Consider the following 16,524-nt stretch of genomic DNA (forward strand, 5'->3'; position numbering starts at 1 on the left):
ATTTTTCCTAAAAAGGACTCGACATGATCTGACGTAGACTGGTTTTTATTTGTCAGATAATTTTAAAATCCGCGCTACATTTTCACAGCTTCTCTCTAAATTTTTTGCACCATTTTCTAAAGCTTCATCTAACGAACAAGGCTTATTCATAATGCCAAAAATTGCACTAAAACCTTCAGGGTACAACTCTTCTATGCCTTTACCGACATACCCTGCAAATGCAAAGACAGGTTTCCCAAAATGCTTGGCAACTTTTGCTACACCATAGGGGGTCTTGCCAAACTTTGTTTGAAAATCAATTCCACCCTCACCTGTAAAAACATAGTCAGCTTGAGCGACATAATCCTCTAACAGGGTTTCCTCGATCATCATATCCACACCAGAGCGCATCATAGCGCCTGTAAAGGTCATTAAACCAAAACCTAGTCCACCAGCAGCACCTGCACCTGCAACATCCTTAAAATCCAAATCAAGCTGCTTTTGGATCAAGTTAGCAAATGTCTCAAGACAATGATCAAGCTTAGACACCATCTCAGGACTTGCACCCTTTTGCGGACCAAATACAAAAGAAGCACCTTGTTCACCTGTCAAAGGATTGTTGACATCACAGGCAATGATGATTTCAGTCGACAGCAAACGTGGATCAAGTTTTGAAATATCAATTGTCTTGACCTGATCAAGCTGTCCCCCACCCGTCGCAACATTATGTCCATTTTCATCCAAAAACTGCGCACCCAAGGCCTGAGCCATACCAGCACCCGCATCATTGGTCACACTTCCGCCTATCCCAATAATGATTTTACTGACACCCTGATCCAATGCCGCTTTGATCATTTGACCTGTACCCAAAGTCGTTGTCAGCAAAGGATTTCGCTGTGAAGGCGTTATCAAATGGATACCATTGGCATTTGCCATTTCGATCACGGCAGTTTTGCCATCATCAATCAAACCCAAATAAGTCTGCACCTGTTGTTCTGGCAAAGGACCCGCAACCTCAACCATGATTTTTCGCCCATGTCTTGCAGCGGCCAATGCATCGACCGTTCCTTCACCACCATCTGCCATCGGAACATGGATAAAATTTGCATTTGGAAAAACCTTTTCCACACCTCTTTGCATCGCCAAACATGCTGTCTCAGCCGACATACTTTCCTTAAATGAATCAGGTGCAAATACAAAAGTTTTGATGGTTTGATTTGATGCAGTCATGATGTTTTCTTGTAAATCCCTTTGAAATTTAATATATCTGTTCGCAGTCAAAGTTTACACTAGCATCATTCAAAAAAATGGGATGATCAAATGCAACGCGTAAATTTAGGCAAAGCCGCACCAGAACTCTATAAGGCTGTCGCAGAACTTGATCAACTTGCGATGCAAAAAATCAAACAAGCCAAAATTGCAGATGGCTTTGCACATTTATTGAAATTACGTGCATCACAAATTAACCAATGTGCTTTTTGTATCCGCATGCATAGCCACGATGCGTTAAAAAGTGGAGAAACGATCGATCGAATTGTTTTGTTGGATGCTTGGCGTGAATGTGAATATTTTACTGAAAAAGAACAAGTTGCTTTAATTTTAGTTGAAGAAATGACGCTACTTGCAGTGCAACATTTTCCAGAACAAAGCTATCAAAAAGCACGTGAGCAATTATCTGATGAAGAAATTGCAGCGATAGAATGGATTGCGATTGTGATCAATGCTTGGAATCGGATCGCGATTGCGAGCCATTATCGAGTTGCAGCAGAACAATGAAAATGTAAGGTATAAATTAGAATGAATTTTTAAAATATATTGCTTGAAAAATTTGACGATTTATACAAATCAAATCATTTAACGATGTTGAATCTGATCAAAGCTGTCAAAAATTTAAAAACTAAAACTTATCCTAAAGACCAAAACAAAAAACCTTCTATTTAGCCGATGTATAGAAATATATCTCAGCCGAACAGAAGGTTTTTTATTATTCTTAAATTAGCATTTTAAGCTTTGAAGCCTAAGTCGATTGATTTAGACAAATGATCCAAATAACTTAATAGCTTGGTGGCACTCGTTTGATTGCAGCTGCCAAAGTCAGATAGTTGATTCCTTGAAATAGCATATCGATTGCAAGGAACATGCCCAAGACCCAAAACGGTGATGTTGGCGTGGTAATAATCAAAATCCCTGTAAGCAAGGTCAATAAGCCTGAAAATAATGTCCAGCCCCAACCCGGATATGCTTTAAGCATAAAGGCATTGATAATGCGAATCACACCACCAATAATCAAAGCAATGGCTAACAAACTTGTTAAAATAATGGCCGTTTTGATCGGTGAAGAATAAGCATAATAACCTGCAACGATATATAACACGCCAAATATAGCCCACATCCAGCGATAACCACCCTCGAATATTTTAAATGCCGCGACAATATGCAAAATGCCACCAATCATCATCAGCGCACCAAACAAATAAATCACAGTCAAGGTCGCCATACCCAAGGAGGCCATAAGCACGATGCCAAAAATAACCAATAAAGTACCTAATAAAAGATACCATTTACGGTTTTCTTGCAGTTGATGACGTACCAAATCATTTCCGACAGTAATCATGTTATATCTCTTCTTTTTTTAAAGACTATTTTCATTTTGACAAAATAGTTTGATTTGTCTGTATAAAAACTGCATCCATGACATCTTGAGCTTTTGTGGATAAGTGATCTTTTATCCACAAGGTTTTCATTTTTGATCTTTATTTAATTTTCAATAATGCTTCTGGTGTTTGATCAATAAAGTTTTGCCAAACGAAATCATAAAGCTTTTTTTGATTGGAAAATGGCACTAAAGCTTGGGCTTCAGATAATGTGCACCATTTATACTCTGTATGTTCATGATTTAAGATGACTTGCTGATCATCTGCACAAAATCCTACAAAAGCAGGAATCAACTCAATCACATTCAAGCTTGCCTCATAAAACTGTTCGAGATAATCCGCACTGTAAAGTTCTTGAACCTGAATTTCGGTTTCTTCGCAGATTTCACGAAGAATTGCTTGGCTCGCTGTTTCATTGGCTTGAATTTTTCCAGCAACATGACACCAAAAATCACCTTTGACACGCTTCATCAAAAGCATACGAAATTCGCTATTTATTTTTGAAAATAAAACGGCTGATACAACAACTGAGCGAATTGGAATCATATTTCACCTATAGAACTATTGAACATTCAAATAAAAAATGCCCACCAATGTGAGCATTTTTACAAGATTCAATTCTTAATATAATTAAGCTTCGATCCATTTACCATCTTGGTAAACCAAACTCCACTTGGTTTGCTTACCTTCTGGGGTTTCTGAACCGATATATTGAGCCTGATTTTTACGACTAAATTTAATCAATGTTGGGTTGCCATCTGGATCAGTATCAGGCGCATCAAGTAAGAACTTATATTTTGGATCTAACTGATCTGCCACTGTACGGATTTCAGCAACTTTCGGCGCACGTGTTTCACGAATTTTCGGGAATTTGCTCGCAGCCAAAAATAGACCTGCAGCACCATCACGAAGTACAAAGAAATCATCATGCTTGGTCGAACGCAAATGTTCCATTTTGATCGGATCAACACGCGGTGGTGCAGGTTGACCATTTTTCAAAACTTTGCGGGTATTGTCACAGCTTGTGCAGGCAAAATATGGACCGAAACGACCATTTTTAAGCTGCATTTCACCATCACATTTATCGCAAGGAATCGTTGGGCCATCATAACCTTTGATTTTGAACTCACCTTCTTCGAGTTCAAAGCCATTACAATCTGGGTTATTACCACAAATATGTAATTTACGACCACCATCAATAACGTAGCTGTCCATTGCCGTACCACAAATCGGGCAACGTTTTTTCGACATCAAATCAGCTGTTTCAGCACCATCATCATCTGAAAGTGCAGCCAATGATTCAACTGGTGTTAAGTTCAGTGTTCCTTTACAACGTTCTTTAGGTGGCAAGTTATAACCTGAACACCCTAAGAATACGCCCGTTGTACCTGTACGAATCTGCATAGGACGAGTACATTCTGGACAGTGTACCGCTTCTACTTCTACAGGTTGATTGCGACGCATGCCCGAGTCACCCTGAGCAGTCGTTAAACGTTTTTTGAAATCACCGTAGAATGAATCAAGCAAATCTTTCCAGTTACGCTCACCCTCTGCAACTTTATCGAGCTGACCTTCAAGATCAGCAGTAAAGTCATAATTCATCAGGTTATTGAAGCTTTCATCCAAACGATCTGTGACGATTTCACCCATCTTTTCAGCAAAAAGACGACGATTTTCAAGTTTGACATAACCACGATCTTGGATCGTCGAAATAATGGCAGCATAAGTCGAAGGACGACCAATTCCACGTTTTTCGAGTTCTTTAACCAATGACGCTTCAGTAAAACGTGCAGGTGGTTTTGTGAAATGTTGAGAAGGATCAAGTTTCTCAAGTTTTAAAATTTCACCCACTTTCACCGCAGGAAGTAACACATCATCATCAGATTTGTTTTGACCACGAACTTTGGTAAAACCATCAAATACCAAAGTACGACCTTTAGCTTTGAGTTCTACACCATTGGCATCAACCAAAATAGTTGATGACAAATATTCAGCAGCTGTCATTTGACATGCAACAAACTGACGCCAAATCAAATCATATAAGCGCTGTGCATCACGCTCTGCCCCAGCCAAGCTATCGCCTTTCAGTGCCACATTTGAAGGACGAATCGCTTCATGGGCTTCTTGGGCATTGGCTTTATTGCCATAGCGATTTGGTTTTGCAGGTAAGTATTTTGCACCAAACTCAGTTTCAATATGATTGCGCACCATATTGACCGCGTCATCACTCAAAAATGTTGAGTCAGTACGCATATAAGTAATGAAACCCGCTTCATACAAACGCTGTGCCAACATCATGGTTTTCTTTACTGAGAAACCAAGACGAGTACTGGCTGCCTGTTGCAAAGTCGAAGTGATATACGGTGCACTTGGATTGACTTTGGTCGGCTTATCTTCACGGCTAGCAACTTTATAGTCTGCTGCTTTTAAAATATCCAATAAAGCATCTGTTTGTGCTTTATTTTGCAATTTTAAAGTTTTGCCATTTTGCTTGACTGCTTCAAGACGAATATCATCTTTGGTCGCTTTGGTATCTGCGAAAACTTGCCAATACTCTTCTGGAATAAACGCACGAATTTCTCGTTCACGTTCAACTACAAGTTTTACCGCTACAGATTGCACACGCCCTGCCGATAAACCACGGGCAATTTTTTCCCAAAGCAACGGCGAAATCATAAAGCCCACAACACGGTCTAAGAAACGACGTGCTTGTTGAGCATTGACTTTATTGGTATCCAAACGAGATGGATGTTTAAATGCTTCCTGAATGGCATTTTTGGTAATTTCGTTAAAGACCACACGTTGATAGCGTGATTCGTCCCCACCGATGACTTCTTTTAAATGCCAAGCGATCGCTTCCCCTTCACGGTCCAAATCGGTTGCGAGATAGACCTCGTCAACCTGCGATGCAAGCTTTTTCAGTTCGGCAACAACATGTTCTTTGCCTGGTAAAATTTCGTATTTAGCTTTCCAATCGTGCTCAGGATCGACCCCCATACGATTGACCAAAGCATTTTGTGCTTTTTCAGCTTTCTGCTCTTCAGTCAATTTGGTACGAGTAGCTGGTTTTTTTTCAGAATTTTTAGCCGAACCACCTGTAGGCAAGTCACGCACATGACCTACCGAAGACTTCACGATATAACTTGAACCTAAATATTTATTGATGGTTTTCGCTTTTGCAGGCGACTCCACAATCACTAAGGCACGTTTATTTCCAGCCTCACTAGGTGCTGCAGTGCTTTTGGATGTGGACCGAGGAGCTTTCGCCATAATGAACCGTATTTCCTATTGTTTATGTAAATTAAATTTCAGCCAAAGAAAGTAAATATGCTTTCATATCGTCCAATTGTGTCGCTCTGAGGTCAGATTCTTCATCCCAATAGAGGCCTACACAGTTCGCCTGCATATCAATAGCATAAATCCCTTTTAATGCAATGGGAAAATCTTTAAATTTCTCGTCACCTTGAAGGAGCTGCAATTTTTGCTCTTCAACTCTGGCACGCATTAAAGGTAATCTTGCATCAGAAATCAACACGCTATAATAAGCAACCATACTGGCACGGTCAGGTGTCGCCTTTGGGACATGCGTCCAATCTGGGGCAGCGACCAATCGCGGATGTAAACCCATTTTACGGGCTTTCTCACGCATAATACCTAAAGCTTTTTCTCTAGGGCTAACGCGTAAGCCAAAAATTGATCCAAGTATAAATACCGCAATAACAACTGCAACCCAAATTCCTGCGTGTTCCATAGTTCACCTTCTGTTTATATATTAGGGTTGCATAAGCGCAATATAAAACGCAAGTTTTAAATTAATGTTGCTATTTTTAAAATGATCATCAGGACACTTTAGGCGATTAATATTTAAGCATTTTCACACATTTGTTTCTCATATACATCCATCCACTGCCCTAAATTTTGTATAGGTTGTTTTAATGTGAGTCCAAGTGCCGTGATTTGATACTCAACTTTAGGCGGGATCTCGGGATAAATTGTCTTTTGAATAAGCTGGTTTTTTTCCAAAATTTTTAATTGTTTGGACAACTCTTTTTGCGTAATAGGTGAAAGTACTTTGCCAAGCTCACTAAAGCGTACGGGTTTATTTTGTTCAATGAGATGATAAATGATAGGCAGAATCCATTTACCTGAAAAAATTCCAACAAAGCGCATCAAGGCACAATGCTCAGCATAAGACGTTTCTGACATGATTTGCTCTACATAAAATTACATTTTTAAGCGGCTTATTTCACCGCAATTCAAGCCATTTAGCTAGTGAGTATACAAATGGAAACGTCTTCTATTTATGCACATTATTTTTCATATTAATCAGCCTGTATTTTATTGAGATCAAAATGATGCGTTTATACGGCAAAAAAATACTCATTACGGGTGCTACGAGCGGCATCGGTTTTGCCAGTTTAAAACGATGTATCGAAGAAGGTGCTTTTATCATTTTCACTGCTAGAAATGCTGAAAAGGTCAATCAAACCCAACAACTTTTCCCAAAGCAATGTCTTGGTTTTGTGCATGATAGCTCTGATTTTTCCAAGCTAGAAAGCTTGGCTGATTTCTTAATACAGCATCATATCGAATTGGATGCTGTATTTTTAAATGCAGGAAATGTCCTGCATGCATCCTTCGGTCAATGGACAGAAAACATGTTCGACCAAGTATTCGACACCAATATAAAAGCTCCATTTTTACTGCTACAAATACTCAAAAATAGACTCCATCCACATTGTTCAGTGGTCTTATGCGGTTCTACAAGTATTCATATTGCACTTGAGCAAAGCAGTGTTTATGCAGCTTCTAAAATTGCATTACGCTCTCTGGTAAAAACTTTATCACGAGAATTATTAAATGAAAAAATACGCTTTAACTTACTTTCCCCCGGACCAACCGCGACTGCTGCACTCGATAAAGTAAGCACCTCAGAACAAGAGCGACAAGCCTTAAAAACTCAAATCCAAAACCTCGTTCCAATCGGCCGTCTCGCCGAAGCAACAGAAATTGCAGACGCTTTTATTTATCTTGCCTCTGATGAGTCAAGATTTGTCATCGGTACAGAGTTGTTGGTTGATGGTGGTGTTGCAAACTTATAAAAAGCTTATAATTTAATCTAAATCTTGCTTTGAACAAGTATTCAGGGCAAGATATTTATTTTTGAAATTATTATAAAAATGAACGCAAAATTTCTTGTTAAAATAAGTAATATCATTGGTTTAGTTTCTATTTTACTTTTAATTTATTGGGTTTTTACTTTTGTTTTAGTACAAGTCTTTGGATTAAAAGTTTTTCGCGAATATATCACCAATACTTTTGGTATGAGTATATTGGGTATTATCGCGCTGATGGCTGGAGCTTTGATGCTCAACATCATGTTTAATCTGACACGAATCGCTGAACGTGGTGATGAAGTTAAAGCCAATCCCAAAATTAAACGGATCATCTATACTCTGCTAGCCGTTTTCCCACTGATTGCAGTACTTTGTTTTGGTGGAGATTTTTTAACTTCACAGAAAAAACAAAATATTTTCGTGAACTCTGCTGAAAATATTATTCAAACTCAACCCAATCGTTTAACTCAATTGCTCAATTACCATTTCGATGCAAACTACATCAAACAATCTAGTGAAAATTTGCAGTTTTTAGGCGTACTGGATAAATCTTTTAATCAAGTCAAAATTATTGTTCCAGATGAAATTCAAGGTAATCCTGTTTATCTTGGATTTAGTGAAAACTATTTTATTGAATCTGAAAGCAATGAAAATGAAGTCAGACCAACAACTACTGCAACCCTTCCAGCGGCACAAGCGATAGAGACATCAGCTCAAAAAACTAAAATTTCACTTGATAAAAAACGTTATGTTGCCACTTTAAATTTAGAAGAAAAAGAATATTTAGACCAAGTCTTTAAAAAAGGTTCAAAACAGATTCGTTTTAGAGCGAAAGACGGATTTTATGAATTATATTATCCATACCATACAAAATATAAAACCATCGTTTTATATTTTAGTGATCGACAATATTATGGAAAATTAGGAAGTTAATTAAGTCAAACGTATATTCAAATAGATGCAACAAGTCGTCTTTTAATATTAGAAATATGTTGATCAAACATTTTAGCGTTGATACTACCCTAAGTAGTACGCAACGCTATTTTAGGATCTGTTGATCAATTCAGCATCATTTCATGACTATAAACCACATCATGACCATTCCAATAAATATATCCTTTTTCAATCAATTCTTTGAGTAAAAGACGGATATCTGTTTTGGGAAACATTTTCTCCAAGAGATCACGCAATTGGTAAATATCTTTCGGTTTTTCTGATTTTAAATCATTTAACTTTTGGATCACTTCCATTTGCACAGGATCAATATTTGAAAAGTTCTTATATAAATGATTTTGAATATTTTCTATCGAAGAATCAGTATCCAAATCTGCTAAAATATGTTCTGATTCTTGATGAATTTTACTCAAAATATCATCTATTTCATGGACTTTTTTCGAGGCATTTTTTGAGTTTTCAACATCGATCTCAGCCCATTCTTTCAGCACTTTTTTACGATAGGACACCTGTTCTGCTTCACGTTTTACGATCTTTAAATTGATCAACAAACCAAGCAAATGCTGAGCTTTTTCAGGAACCAGTTGTAAAATATTGGCAATAGAATTGATTAGTTTATCTACAGTACTGGGTCGCCCAGCCATCTTTGCTAAAGCGTCACAATACTTTTTCACTTGCTGTAAATAAGGCTTGGTTTTGATGGTTTGAATATCTGGAATACGCTGCTTATTTTTTGATTTTTTTACATTTTCAGTTTGAACTTGGATGAGACTCGCACTGAGCTCTGAACCGTCCAATAAATGCATCAAGACACTGATATCATCTATTGCAGAGACAACTTCAATATGCGTCCCAGGCGCAAGCAATGCCATCAATTGCCCAACCACAACTGCATATTCAAATTCTTTTTTCTTGGCACGTGGTGTATCTAAAATCACGATTTGCCCTGAACTGATCCACGCCGACAACTCAGTCAGATCCTCCAAAGCATAGTTAAACTGACCTGTTAAATTGAACAAATAAAGGCTTGAATAATGCTCAACAATATCTCGCAACATTTTTGCTGTAGGCAGATTATTTTCGAGATCAAGGAGTACCACTTTATCGTTCATACTAAACAAGAATCATTTCAATATTCGGAATAAACATTAGATAGAGAAACTCAAAAAAGGTCAATGATCTTCAAGTTTTTTTCAATAAAATAAAAGTTAATTTTACCGTTTTTTTAATTATTTTTTAGATATATAGCAACGACGATCTTCACGAGCAAATAACGATATTATCTTTTGATTTCTACTCAGTCTGCCTGCCTAGAGTCTATTTTTAGCAGCAACACTTAAACTTACGATGTCGTAAAAACCACCGTAAGCTTAAATTACTGGATCAACTTATTAAAAGATAATTATGCTGATTTAATCTCAGCAACAGCCTGATCTGCCTGACATGTAGCACCTTGCTCAGCAATCAATTCAATTCGTCCTGATTGATGTGCCAGAACCTGCACTTCCATTTTCATTGCTTCCATGATGGCAAGCACTTGTCCTTCTACGACTTGCTCACCATTTTGCACTTTCCAAGCACTGATGACGCCATTAATAGGCGCAAGTACATGCTCTGGACGCACAGTCGGCTCAGTTGTTTCGCTTGGCGTTGAACTGGTGTTCACACCTTGCGCAAACATTCCCGCAGGCAGTCCTAAACGGTGTAATTTTCCATCAATTTCAATATAACTGAGGAGCATCGGTTGCTGATGATTTGGAATACTGCGTTTAGCTGTTTTTAAGTCCTGTTTGAAATCATTTTCGATCCAACGAGTATGAACTTTAAAATCTTCAGTAAAATCAGCTTCATTTAATACTGCACGATGAAAATCTAAAACAGACGCAACACCTTCGATTTTAAATTGTTTTAAAGCACGTTTTGCACGAGCAATCGCCACTGCTCGGGTCGGTCCGGTGACGATGAGTTTCGCCATCAACGAGTCAAAATGACTCGATACTAAAGCCCCTGTTCGAACGCCTGTATCAATCCTCACGCCATTGCCTGTTGGTGCTTCAAATAAGCTGATCATCCCAAATGCTGGGATAAATCCACGACTTGGATCTTCTGCATTGATACGAAACTCCAATGCATGCCCTTCTGCTTTCGGGGTTTCTTTGATGGATAATTCATCACCTAAAGCCACTCGAATTTGTTCAACCACCAAATCAACTTTTGCTGTTTCTTCTGTTACAGGATGTTCAACCTGTAAACGAGTATTAACCTCTAAGAATGACAACTTACCATCTTGACTGAGTAGGTATTCGACTGTACCTGCACCCACATAATTTGCAGCCTGACAGATATTTTTCGCAGAACTTAAAATCTCTTGATAAATTTCATCACTGATAAATGGTGCAGGTGATTCTTCTACCAATTTTTGATTACGGCGTTGCAATGAACAATCACGTGTACCAAGCACTACGACATTGCCATGTTGATCGGCAATCACTTGTGCCTCTACATGTCGTGGTCGATCTAGATATTGCTCAACAAAGCATTCACCACGACCAAATGCAGCTTTGGCTTCTCGAACCGCAGATTCATAAAGTTCTTTCACTTCTTCGAGCTTCCAAACCACTTTTAGACCGCGTCCACCGCCACCAAATGCGGCTTTAATAGCGATCGGCAAACCATATTGCTTGGCAAAATCGAGTGCTTCTTCTGCATTGTTTAATGGATCTTTTGTACCTTGTACCAAAGGCGCACCCACCGAAGCTGCGATTTTACGGGCTTCAATTTTGTCACCCAATTTTTCGATTGCGCTCGGCGATGGACCAACCCATTTTAATCCTGCATCCAATACTGCTTGAGCAAACTCGGCACGTTCAGACAAAAAACCATAGCCTGGATGTACCATCGTAGCCTTAGATTTTTTTGCAATTTCAATGATTTTGTCGATATTGAGATAAGTATCTTGTGCGCTTGCGCCTGCTAGCCCCCAAGCCTCATCTGCCATTTCAACGTGCATGCTACTGATATCATCGTCAGCATAAATTGCGATCGAGCCTATGCCGATATCACGACAAGCATTGATAATACGCACTGCAATTTCGCCACGATTGGCAATCAGCAATTTTTCTGCCCCGTGATTTGCAGTCATTTGATTTTCTATCGTTTGGTTTTCAGTACTCATTGTCCATTCTCAATCTTTTCAAAATCTTTAATCTTGTTAAATTTGATATAACAACCCGCAGGGATCTGTGCGACCAAATCCCAATGATGTTTTGCCACAGAAGCAATCACAGGATAGCCACCAGTTAATGGGTGATCATTCATAAATAAAACAGGTTGTCCGCTTGGCGGTATTTGTAAGGCACCAATCGATGTCCCTTCACTTTCCAATTCATGTGTTATGGAGCGTGATAATGCTTGTAATCCTGACAAACGCAGACCGACACGATTACTCTCATTTGTCACTAACCATGCTTGCTCACAGAGCAAATTTAAACTTGCATCATCGAACCAATCCGTTCTTGGTCCCATTACGATATCGAGTTCAACCGTATCCCCAACGCTTGGTAAATGGGTGATCGGTGTTTCATAGATTTGAATATTGCCGAGATCAAGATCAGCTTGATAAATCACATCACCGATTTTTAAAGGTTCAGGTCCGAGTACCGCCAATGAGTCAAAAGAATAACTATTGAGCACAGCCTCAACTTGAATCCCTCCACGCACTGCGAGATATTGGCGTAGACCTTGGCTTGGGCTTTGTATGTGAAACTCGTCCCCTGTATCTAAAGCGATCGCTTGTTCATTACTAAAATCAGCCTTTTGACCATCGGCAAATTTCACGTGAATATTTCCAATCGCACCAGCCACAGCGATCACGGCTGAATCTTGCATTTTGGCTTTTAAGCCGCCATTTAAAATCTCAATCACAGCACTGTCTTTAGGATTACCCACGATACGATTGGCGCGATGCAATGCACCGAGATCCATCGCACCTGCTGTTCCTACACCGATATTGGTTTGATTAAAACGGCCTTCGTCCTGAATGGTCATTTGTAAGCTTGGTGCAGTGATTTTAAATAAGGCTTTCTTTGGCGTATTTTCAGTTGTGGAAATGTCTTTTGAAATCGCTTTGGGCACATCGATCATAACTGGATGATGTGTCACATCTTCAAAATGTACGGTCATACCCGGACGTAAAAGTGCTGGATTTTCACGTTGCAAATCCCACATTTGCTCTGAAGTTGTACCAATCAGCTGCCAACCACCGGGACTATCTTTAGGATAAATTCCAGAATATTTCCCAGCAAGTCCGAGTGAACCTGCAGGTATTTTTTTACGTGGAACTTGCAGGCGAGGAATATCGGTAAATGGATGATCAGGACTGCTCATATAGGCAAAACCGGGAGCAAAGCCAATAAATGCAACATTCCAAGTGCTTTGGCGATGTTTCAATATCAAATCTGCAACAGATAATCCCTGTAGCTCAGCAACTTGAGCCAAATCCCCGCCATCATATCGAATCGGGATAATGACTTCTTCGGCATTTTGTTCAAGCAAGGAACTGATTTCAAGCGTACTGATCTGCCTGATTAATGTTGCCATATTGGTTTCGATTTCATTAAAAAAAACCAATATCGTTTTTGCAGCAGGAATCAAATCTGAAATTCCTTGCAAAGCAACATTTTGCAGTCGGCTATAAAGCGCCAATGTTTCGTCTAAACTTGCAAGCTCAATTAAGAAACTATCTGCATTTACCGATAAAAATCGCATTTAAGCATCCTTTCTTGCATTTTATTGGGAAATTACTTGCGGAAAAATCAATTCATCCATGCTCGATCAGGGATATCTGTAATAAACATATGACCCGGTGCATGGCTAATCGCAAATGGAATTTTTGAGTTCATGACTGCCGCTTGTGGCGTCACACCACATGCCCAAAAAACTGCAATTTCGCCCTGCTCGATACGTGAAGCATCACCAAAATCAGGTTGAGCAATATCTTGAATCCCCAAATCCTGAGGATTGCCAATATGTACAGGCGCACCATGCACACTTGGCATACGTGCAGTAATTTTCACAGCTTCAGTAATTTGATGTGATGGAATCGGTCGCATAGACACCACCATATTGCCTGAAATTCGCCCTGCAGGAAGGCATTTGATGTTACTCAAATACATTGGCACGTTGGTATTGTCATGGATATGACGTACCTCAATCCCAGCTTCCTGCAATGCGGTTTCAAAGGAGAAACTACAGCCAATTAAAAACGTCACCATATCTGGATGGGCATTGTAAATCTCTGTTGCATCGTTGATTTCATCCACCATTTCGCCATCTTTCCAAACTCGATAGCGTGGGAAATCAGTTCGAATATCAGAGTCTTGTGCCAATTTTGTATTGTAAATACCTTCTTCTAATACATCTAAAACAGGACAGCTTTGCGGATTACGATGCGCATAGAGTAAGAAATCGTATGCCCATTCTTTTGGCACAGAGATCATATTGACTTGAGTCATGCCTGCCGCCATTCCTGCGGTCGGTTGATCGAAGCCTGCACGAATTTTTAAACGAGCATCAAGTGCTTCTTGTAACTGTTTTGCGTCGACTTTTATATCCTTTAGCATCCTTTTCTCCTGAATATTTTCCAGCAATTTTTATGGGCAAAATGCACGAATTTGAATGTTATTTTTGATCAATTCAGCTTTGATCTCAGCAGCCATTTCAAGTGCACCAGCAGTATCACCATGCAAGCAAATACTGTCTGCTTGAATCGGAGTAAATACGCCATCAATCGACTCAACACCACCATTTTGCAGCATTGAAACCACACGTTTTGCTACAAATTGACTGTCATGCAAGACTGCACCTTCGAGACGGCGTGATACCAAAGAACCATCGCTGTTGTAGGCACGATCAGCAAAAGCTTCAGATACAACTTTCAAGCCTGCTTGACGTGCTTGCTCAACTAGATTTGAACCTGCAAGTGCAACCAAAACCAACTTTGGGTTATACATTTGAATGGCCGCAATCACGGCTTCTGCTTGTACAGCATCATTAGCGATCGTGTTATACAGTGCGCCATGCGGTTTAACGTATTTGACTTTTGAGCCTGCAACTTTTGCCAAACCATCCAATGCCGAGATTTGGTACAGCACATCAGCAATCAACTCTTCACGTGACAAATCCATGTTACGACGACCGAAACCAACCAAATCAGGATAAGCGACATGTGCGCCAATCGTTACATCCAGTGCAACTGCTTGTTTGAGTGTTTTTAGGATGCCAAGTGGATCACCTGCATGAAATCCACAGGCAATATTGGCACTGCTCACGATCGGCAAGATCTGCGCATCATTGCCCATTTTCCATGATCCAAAGCTTTCGCCCAAGTCGCTATTTAAATCAACAAACATTGTGCTATTCCTTTAAATTAGAGCTTATTGAGATAGTTAAATACGGTTGTGAATGAAATATAACCCATCCACCAAGTCAGTATACAAGTCAAAATACCAACAACGATTAACCATTTTGGATAATTATAATTACCCATCAAGTCTTTACGACAAGCTGCTACGTACATGAAAATGGTGAGACCAATCGGAAGGACCAAACCATTAAATCCACCTACGAAAATCAATAAACCTGCTGGTGCTTTACCCCACAAAACAAATAACAACAGCGCCAACGCAATAAAACTACTGGTCGCAATATTGTTCTGTTTAGGCGTCATATTCTTTTTAAATGCTGTCATAAATGACACCGAGGTATAAGCAGCGCCAATGGTGCTACTGATCCCTGCTGCCCAAAACACCAAACCGAATAATTTAAAACCAAAAGTACCGGCTGCATATTGGAAAGCTTGAGCTGCTGGATTGGCATTGTGACTCGCCAAATCAATCGTTGCGCCGCTCACCACCACACCTAAAATCGCAAGGAACAGGATGTAGCGCATAATACCGACCACAATGATCCCTTTGGTCGCAGCTTTGGCTACTTCATCAATATGCTCTGGACCGACTGTGCCTTTATCCAATAAGCGATGCGCTCCTGCATAGCAGATATAACCACCGACTGTTCCACCCACGATTGTGGTAATCGCAGCAAAATCAATTTGATCAGGTAAAAAAGTTTGATGTACTGCAAGCCCGACAGGCGGTACAACAATCGCAGCAACAATGATAATCAAGGCAATTTTGAGCAAACCAAACAAGATCATGCTCTTGTCCATCGCAAGCGTGGCTTTTCTTGATGAGAAAATGAAAATGGCTAAGGCTCCACTTAAAACACCACCCCATTTGGTATCTAGACCAAACAAAGCATTTAAGCCTAGCGCTGCCCCTGCAATATTACCGATACTGAAAAAGAACCCACCTAAAATAACCAGAAATGCCAGTAAATAACCACTCCCCGGCAAAGCCAAATTGGCAATATCAGATGCACGTTTTTGAGTGAGGGTAACGACTCGCCAGATATTTTGCTGCACGACATAATCAATGATGATCGATAACAAAATACCAAAACCGAAAGCAGCCCCCATTTTTGCAGTGAAGGTTGCTGTTTGGGTTAAAAAACCCGGCCCCATCGCAGACGTCGCCATCAAAAAGATTGAGGCAATAATCGACCACTGACGTTCAGAAAAAAAAGACTTTTTGCTTAATGTAGAATTCATACGCCCCATATCCTTTTGAGTAAATGAGAGATTTTTAAATTAAAAAAAACTCCAATCTGCTGGCCTAAAACACAACCCTGATTTTTTATCTCAGCAGACTTTTTAAATGATAAAGGCATAAAAGACCTACTCACAATAAGACTTTATCCGCTTT

15 protein-coding genes are annotated in these 16,524 nt (G+C 39.6%); 3 read left to right on the forward strand and 12 right to left on the reverse strand.

What is annotated here, in order from left to right:
* Positions 1-45: 45 nt before the first annotated feature.
* On the reverse strand, positions 46-1,209 hold the full coding sequence (locus F960_RS01260) for a glycerate kinase family protein (protein WP_004855157.1): 1,164 nt from the start codon (positions 1,207-1,209) through the stop codon (positions 46-48).
* Between the two features lie 90 nt (positions 1,210-1,299).
* Between F960_RS01260 and F960_RS01265 the strand changes: the two genes are divergently transcribed.
* A complete protein-coding gene (locus F960_RS01265) occupies positions 1,300-1,755 on the forward strand; it encodes a carboxymuconolactone decarboxylase family protein (protein WP_004855158.1) in 456 nt (151 codons plus the stop codon).
* A gap of 277 nt (positions 1,756-2,032) precedes the next feature.
* Here F960_RS01265 and F960_RS01270 read toward each other — a convergent pair whose 3' ends face one another.
* From F960_RS01270 to F960_RS01290, 5 genes are all read right to left on the reverse strand, one after another.
* A complete protein-coding gene (locus tag F960_RS01270; protein ID WP_004855160.1) occupies positions 2,033-2,593 on the reverse strand; it encodes an HdeD family acid-resistance protein in 561 nt (186 codons plus the stop codon).
* A gap of 139 nt (positions 2,594-2,732) precedes the next feature.
* On the reverse strand, positions 2,733-3,179 hold the full coding sequence (locus F960_RS01275) for an NUDIX hydrolase (protein WP_004855162.1): 447 nt from the start codon (positions 3,177-3,179) through the stop codon (positions 2,733-2,735).
* An 84-nt stretch (positions 3,180-3,263) separates the two neighbouring features.
* On the reverse strand, positions 3,264-5,903 hold the full coding sequence (gene topA / locus F960_RS01280; protein WP_004855164.1) for a type I DNA topoisomerase: 2,640 nt from the start codon (positions 5,901-5,903) through the stop codon (positions 3,264-3,266).
* Between the two features lie 31 nt (positions 5,904-5,934).
* The gene (locus F960_RS01285) at positions 5,935-6,384 is read right to left on the reverse strand and encodes a hypothetical protein (protein ID WP_004855168.1); all 450 of its coding nucleotides are present in this window, start codon (positions 6,382-6,384) and stop codon (positions 5,935-5,937) included.
* A 113-nt stretch (positions 6,385-6,497) separates the two neighbouring features.
* Positions 6,498-6,839 (reverse strand): winged helix-turn-helix transcriptional regulator, encoded by a 342-nt coding sequence (locus F960_RS01290; RefSeq protein ID WP_004855172.1) that lies wholly within the window; start codon positions 6,837-6,839, stop codon positions 6,498-6,500.
* A gap of 146 nt (positions 6,840-6,985) precedes the next feature.
* On the opposite strand from F960_RS01290, the gene F960_RS01295 reads away from it, so the two are divergent.
* Positions 6,986-7,735 carry an SDR family oxidoreductase gene (locus F960_RS01295; protein WP_004855174.1) on the forward strand — a complete coding sequence of 250 codons (750 nt, stop codon included), beginning with the start codon at positions 6,986-6,988 and terminating at the stop codon, positions 7,733-7,735.
* A 78-nt stretch (positions 7,736-7,813) separates the two neighbouring features.
* Positions 7,814-8,683, forward strand: coding sequence for a hypothetical protein (locus F960_RS01300; protein WP_004855175.1), 870 nt, complete (start codon positions 7,814-7,816; stop codon positions 8,681-8,683).
* 125 nt (positions 8,684-8,808) lie between these two features.
* On the opposite strand, the gene F960_RS01305 is transcribed toward F960_RS01300, so the two are convergent.
* The 6 genes from F960_RS01305 to F960_RS01330 form a co-directional block, all read right to left on the reverse strand.
* The gene (locus F960_RS01305; protein WP_004855178.1) at positions 8,809-9,816 is read right to left on the reverse strand and encodes a hypothetical protein; all 1,008 of its coding nucleotides are present in this window, start codon (positions 9,814-9,816) and stop codon (positions 8,809-8,811) included.
* Between the two features lie 290 nt (positions 9,817-10,106).
* On the reverse strand, positions 10,107-11,846 hold the full coding sequence (locus F960_RS01310; protein WP_035373450.1) for an acetyl/propionyl/methylcrotonyl-CoA carboxylase subunit alpha: 1,740 nt from the start codon (positions 11,844-11,846) through the stop codon (positions 10,107-10,109).
* Between the two features lie 29 nt (positions 11,847-11,875).
* Complete coding sequence (locus tag F960_RS01315) at positions 11,876-13,471, reverse strand: 5-oxoprolinase subunit B/C family protein (RefSeq protein ID WP_004855184.1); 1,596 nt, start codon at positions 13,469-13,471, stop codon at positions 11,876-11,878.
* Positions 13,472-13,518: 47 nt separating this feature from the next.
* Positions 13,519-14,325 carry a putative hydro-lyase gene (locus tag F960_RS01320; RefSeq protein ID WP_004855186.1) on the reverse strand — a complete coding sequence of 269 codons (807 nt, stop codon included), beginning with the start codon at positions 14,323-14,325 and terminating at the stop codon, positions 13,519-13,521.
* 30 nt (positions 14,326-14,355) lie between these two features.
* Positions 14,356-15,114, reverse strand: a complete 759-nt coding sequence (locus F960_RS01325) for a LamB/YcsF family protein (RefSeq protein ID WP_004855190.1) — start codon at positions 15,112-15,114, stop codon at positions 14,356-14,358.
* 17 nt (positions 15,115-15,131) lie between these two features.
* A complete protein-coding gene (locus F960_RS01330) occupies positions 15,132-16,370 on the reverse strand; it encodes an NRAMP family divalent metal transporter (RefSeq protein WP_004855194.1) in 1,239 nt (412 codons plus the stop codon).
* Between the last annotated feature and the right edge of the window lie 154 nt (positions 16,371-16,524).

The sequence above is a fragment of the Acinetobacter gerneri DSM 14967 = CIP 107464 = MTCC 9824 genome, from assembly GCF_000368565.1.
In the GTDB taxonomy this organism is placed as follows: Bacteria; Pseudomonadota; Gammaproteobacteria; order Pseudomonadales; family Moraxellaceae; genus Acinetobacter; species Acinetobacter gerneri.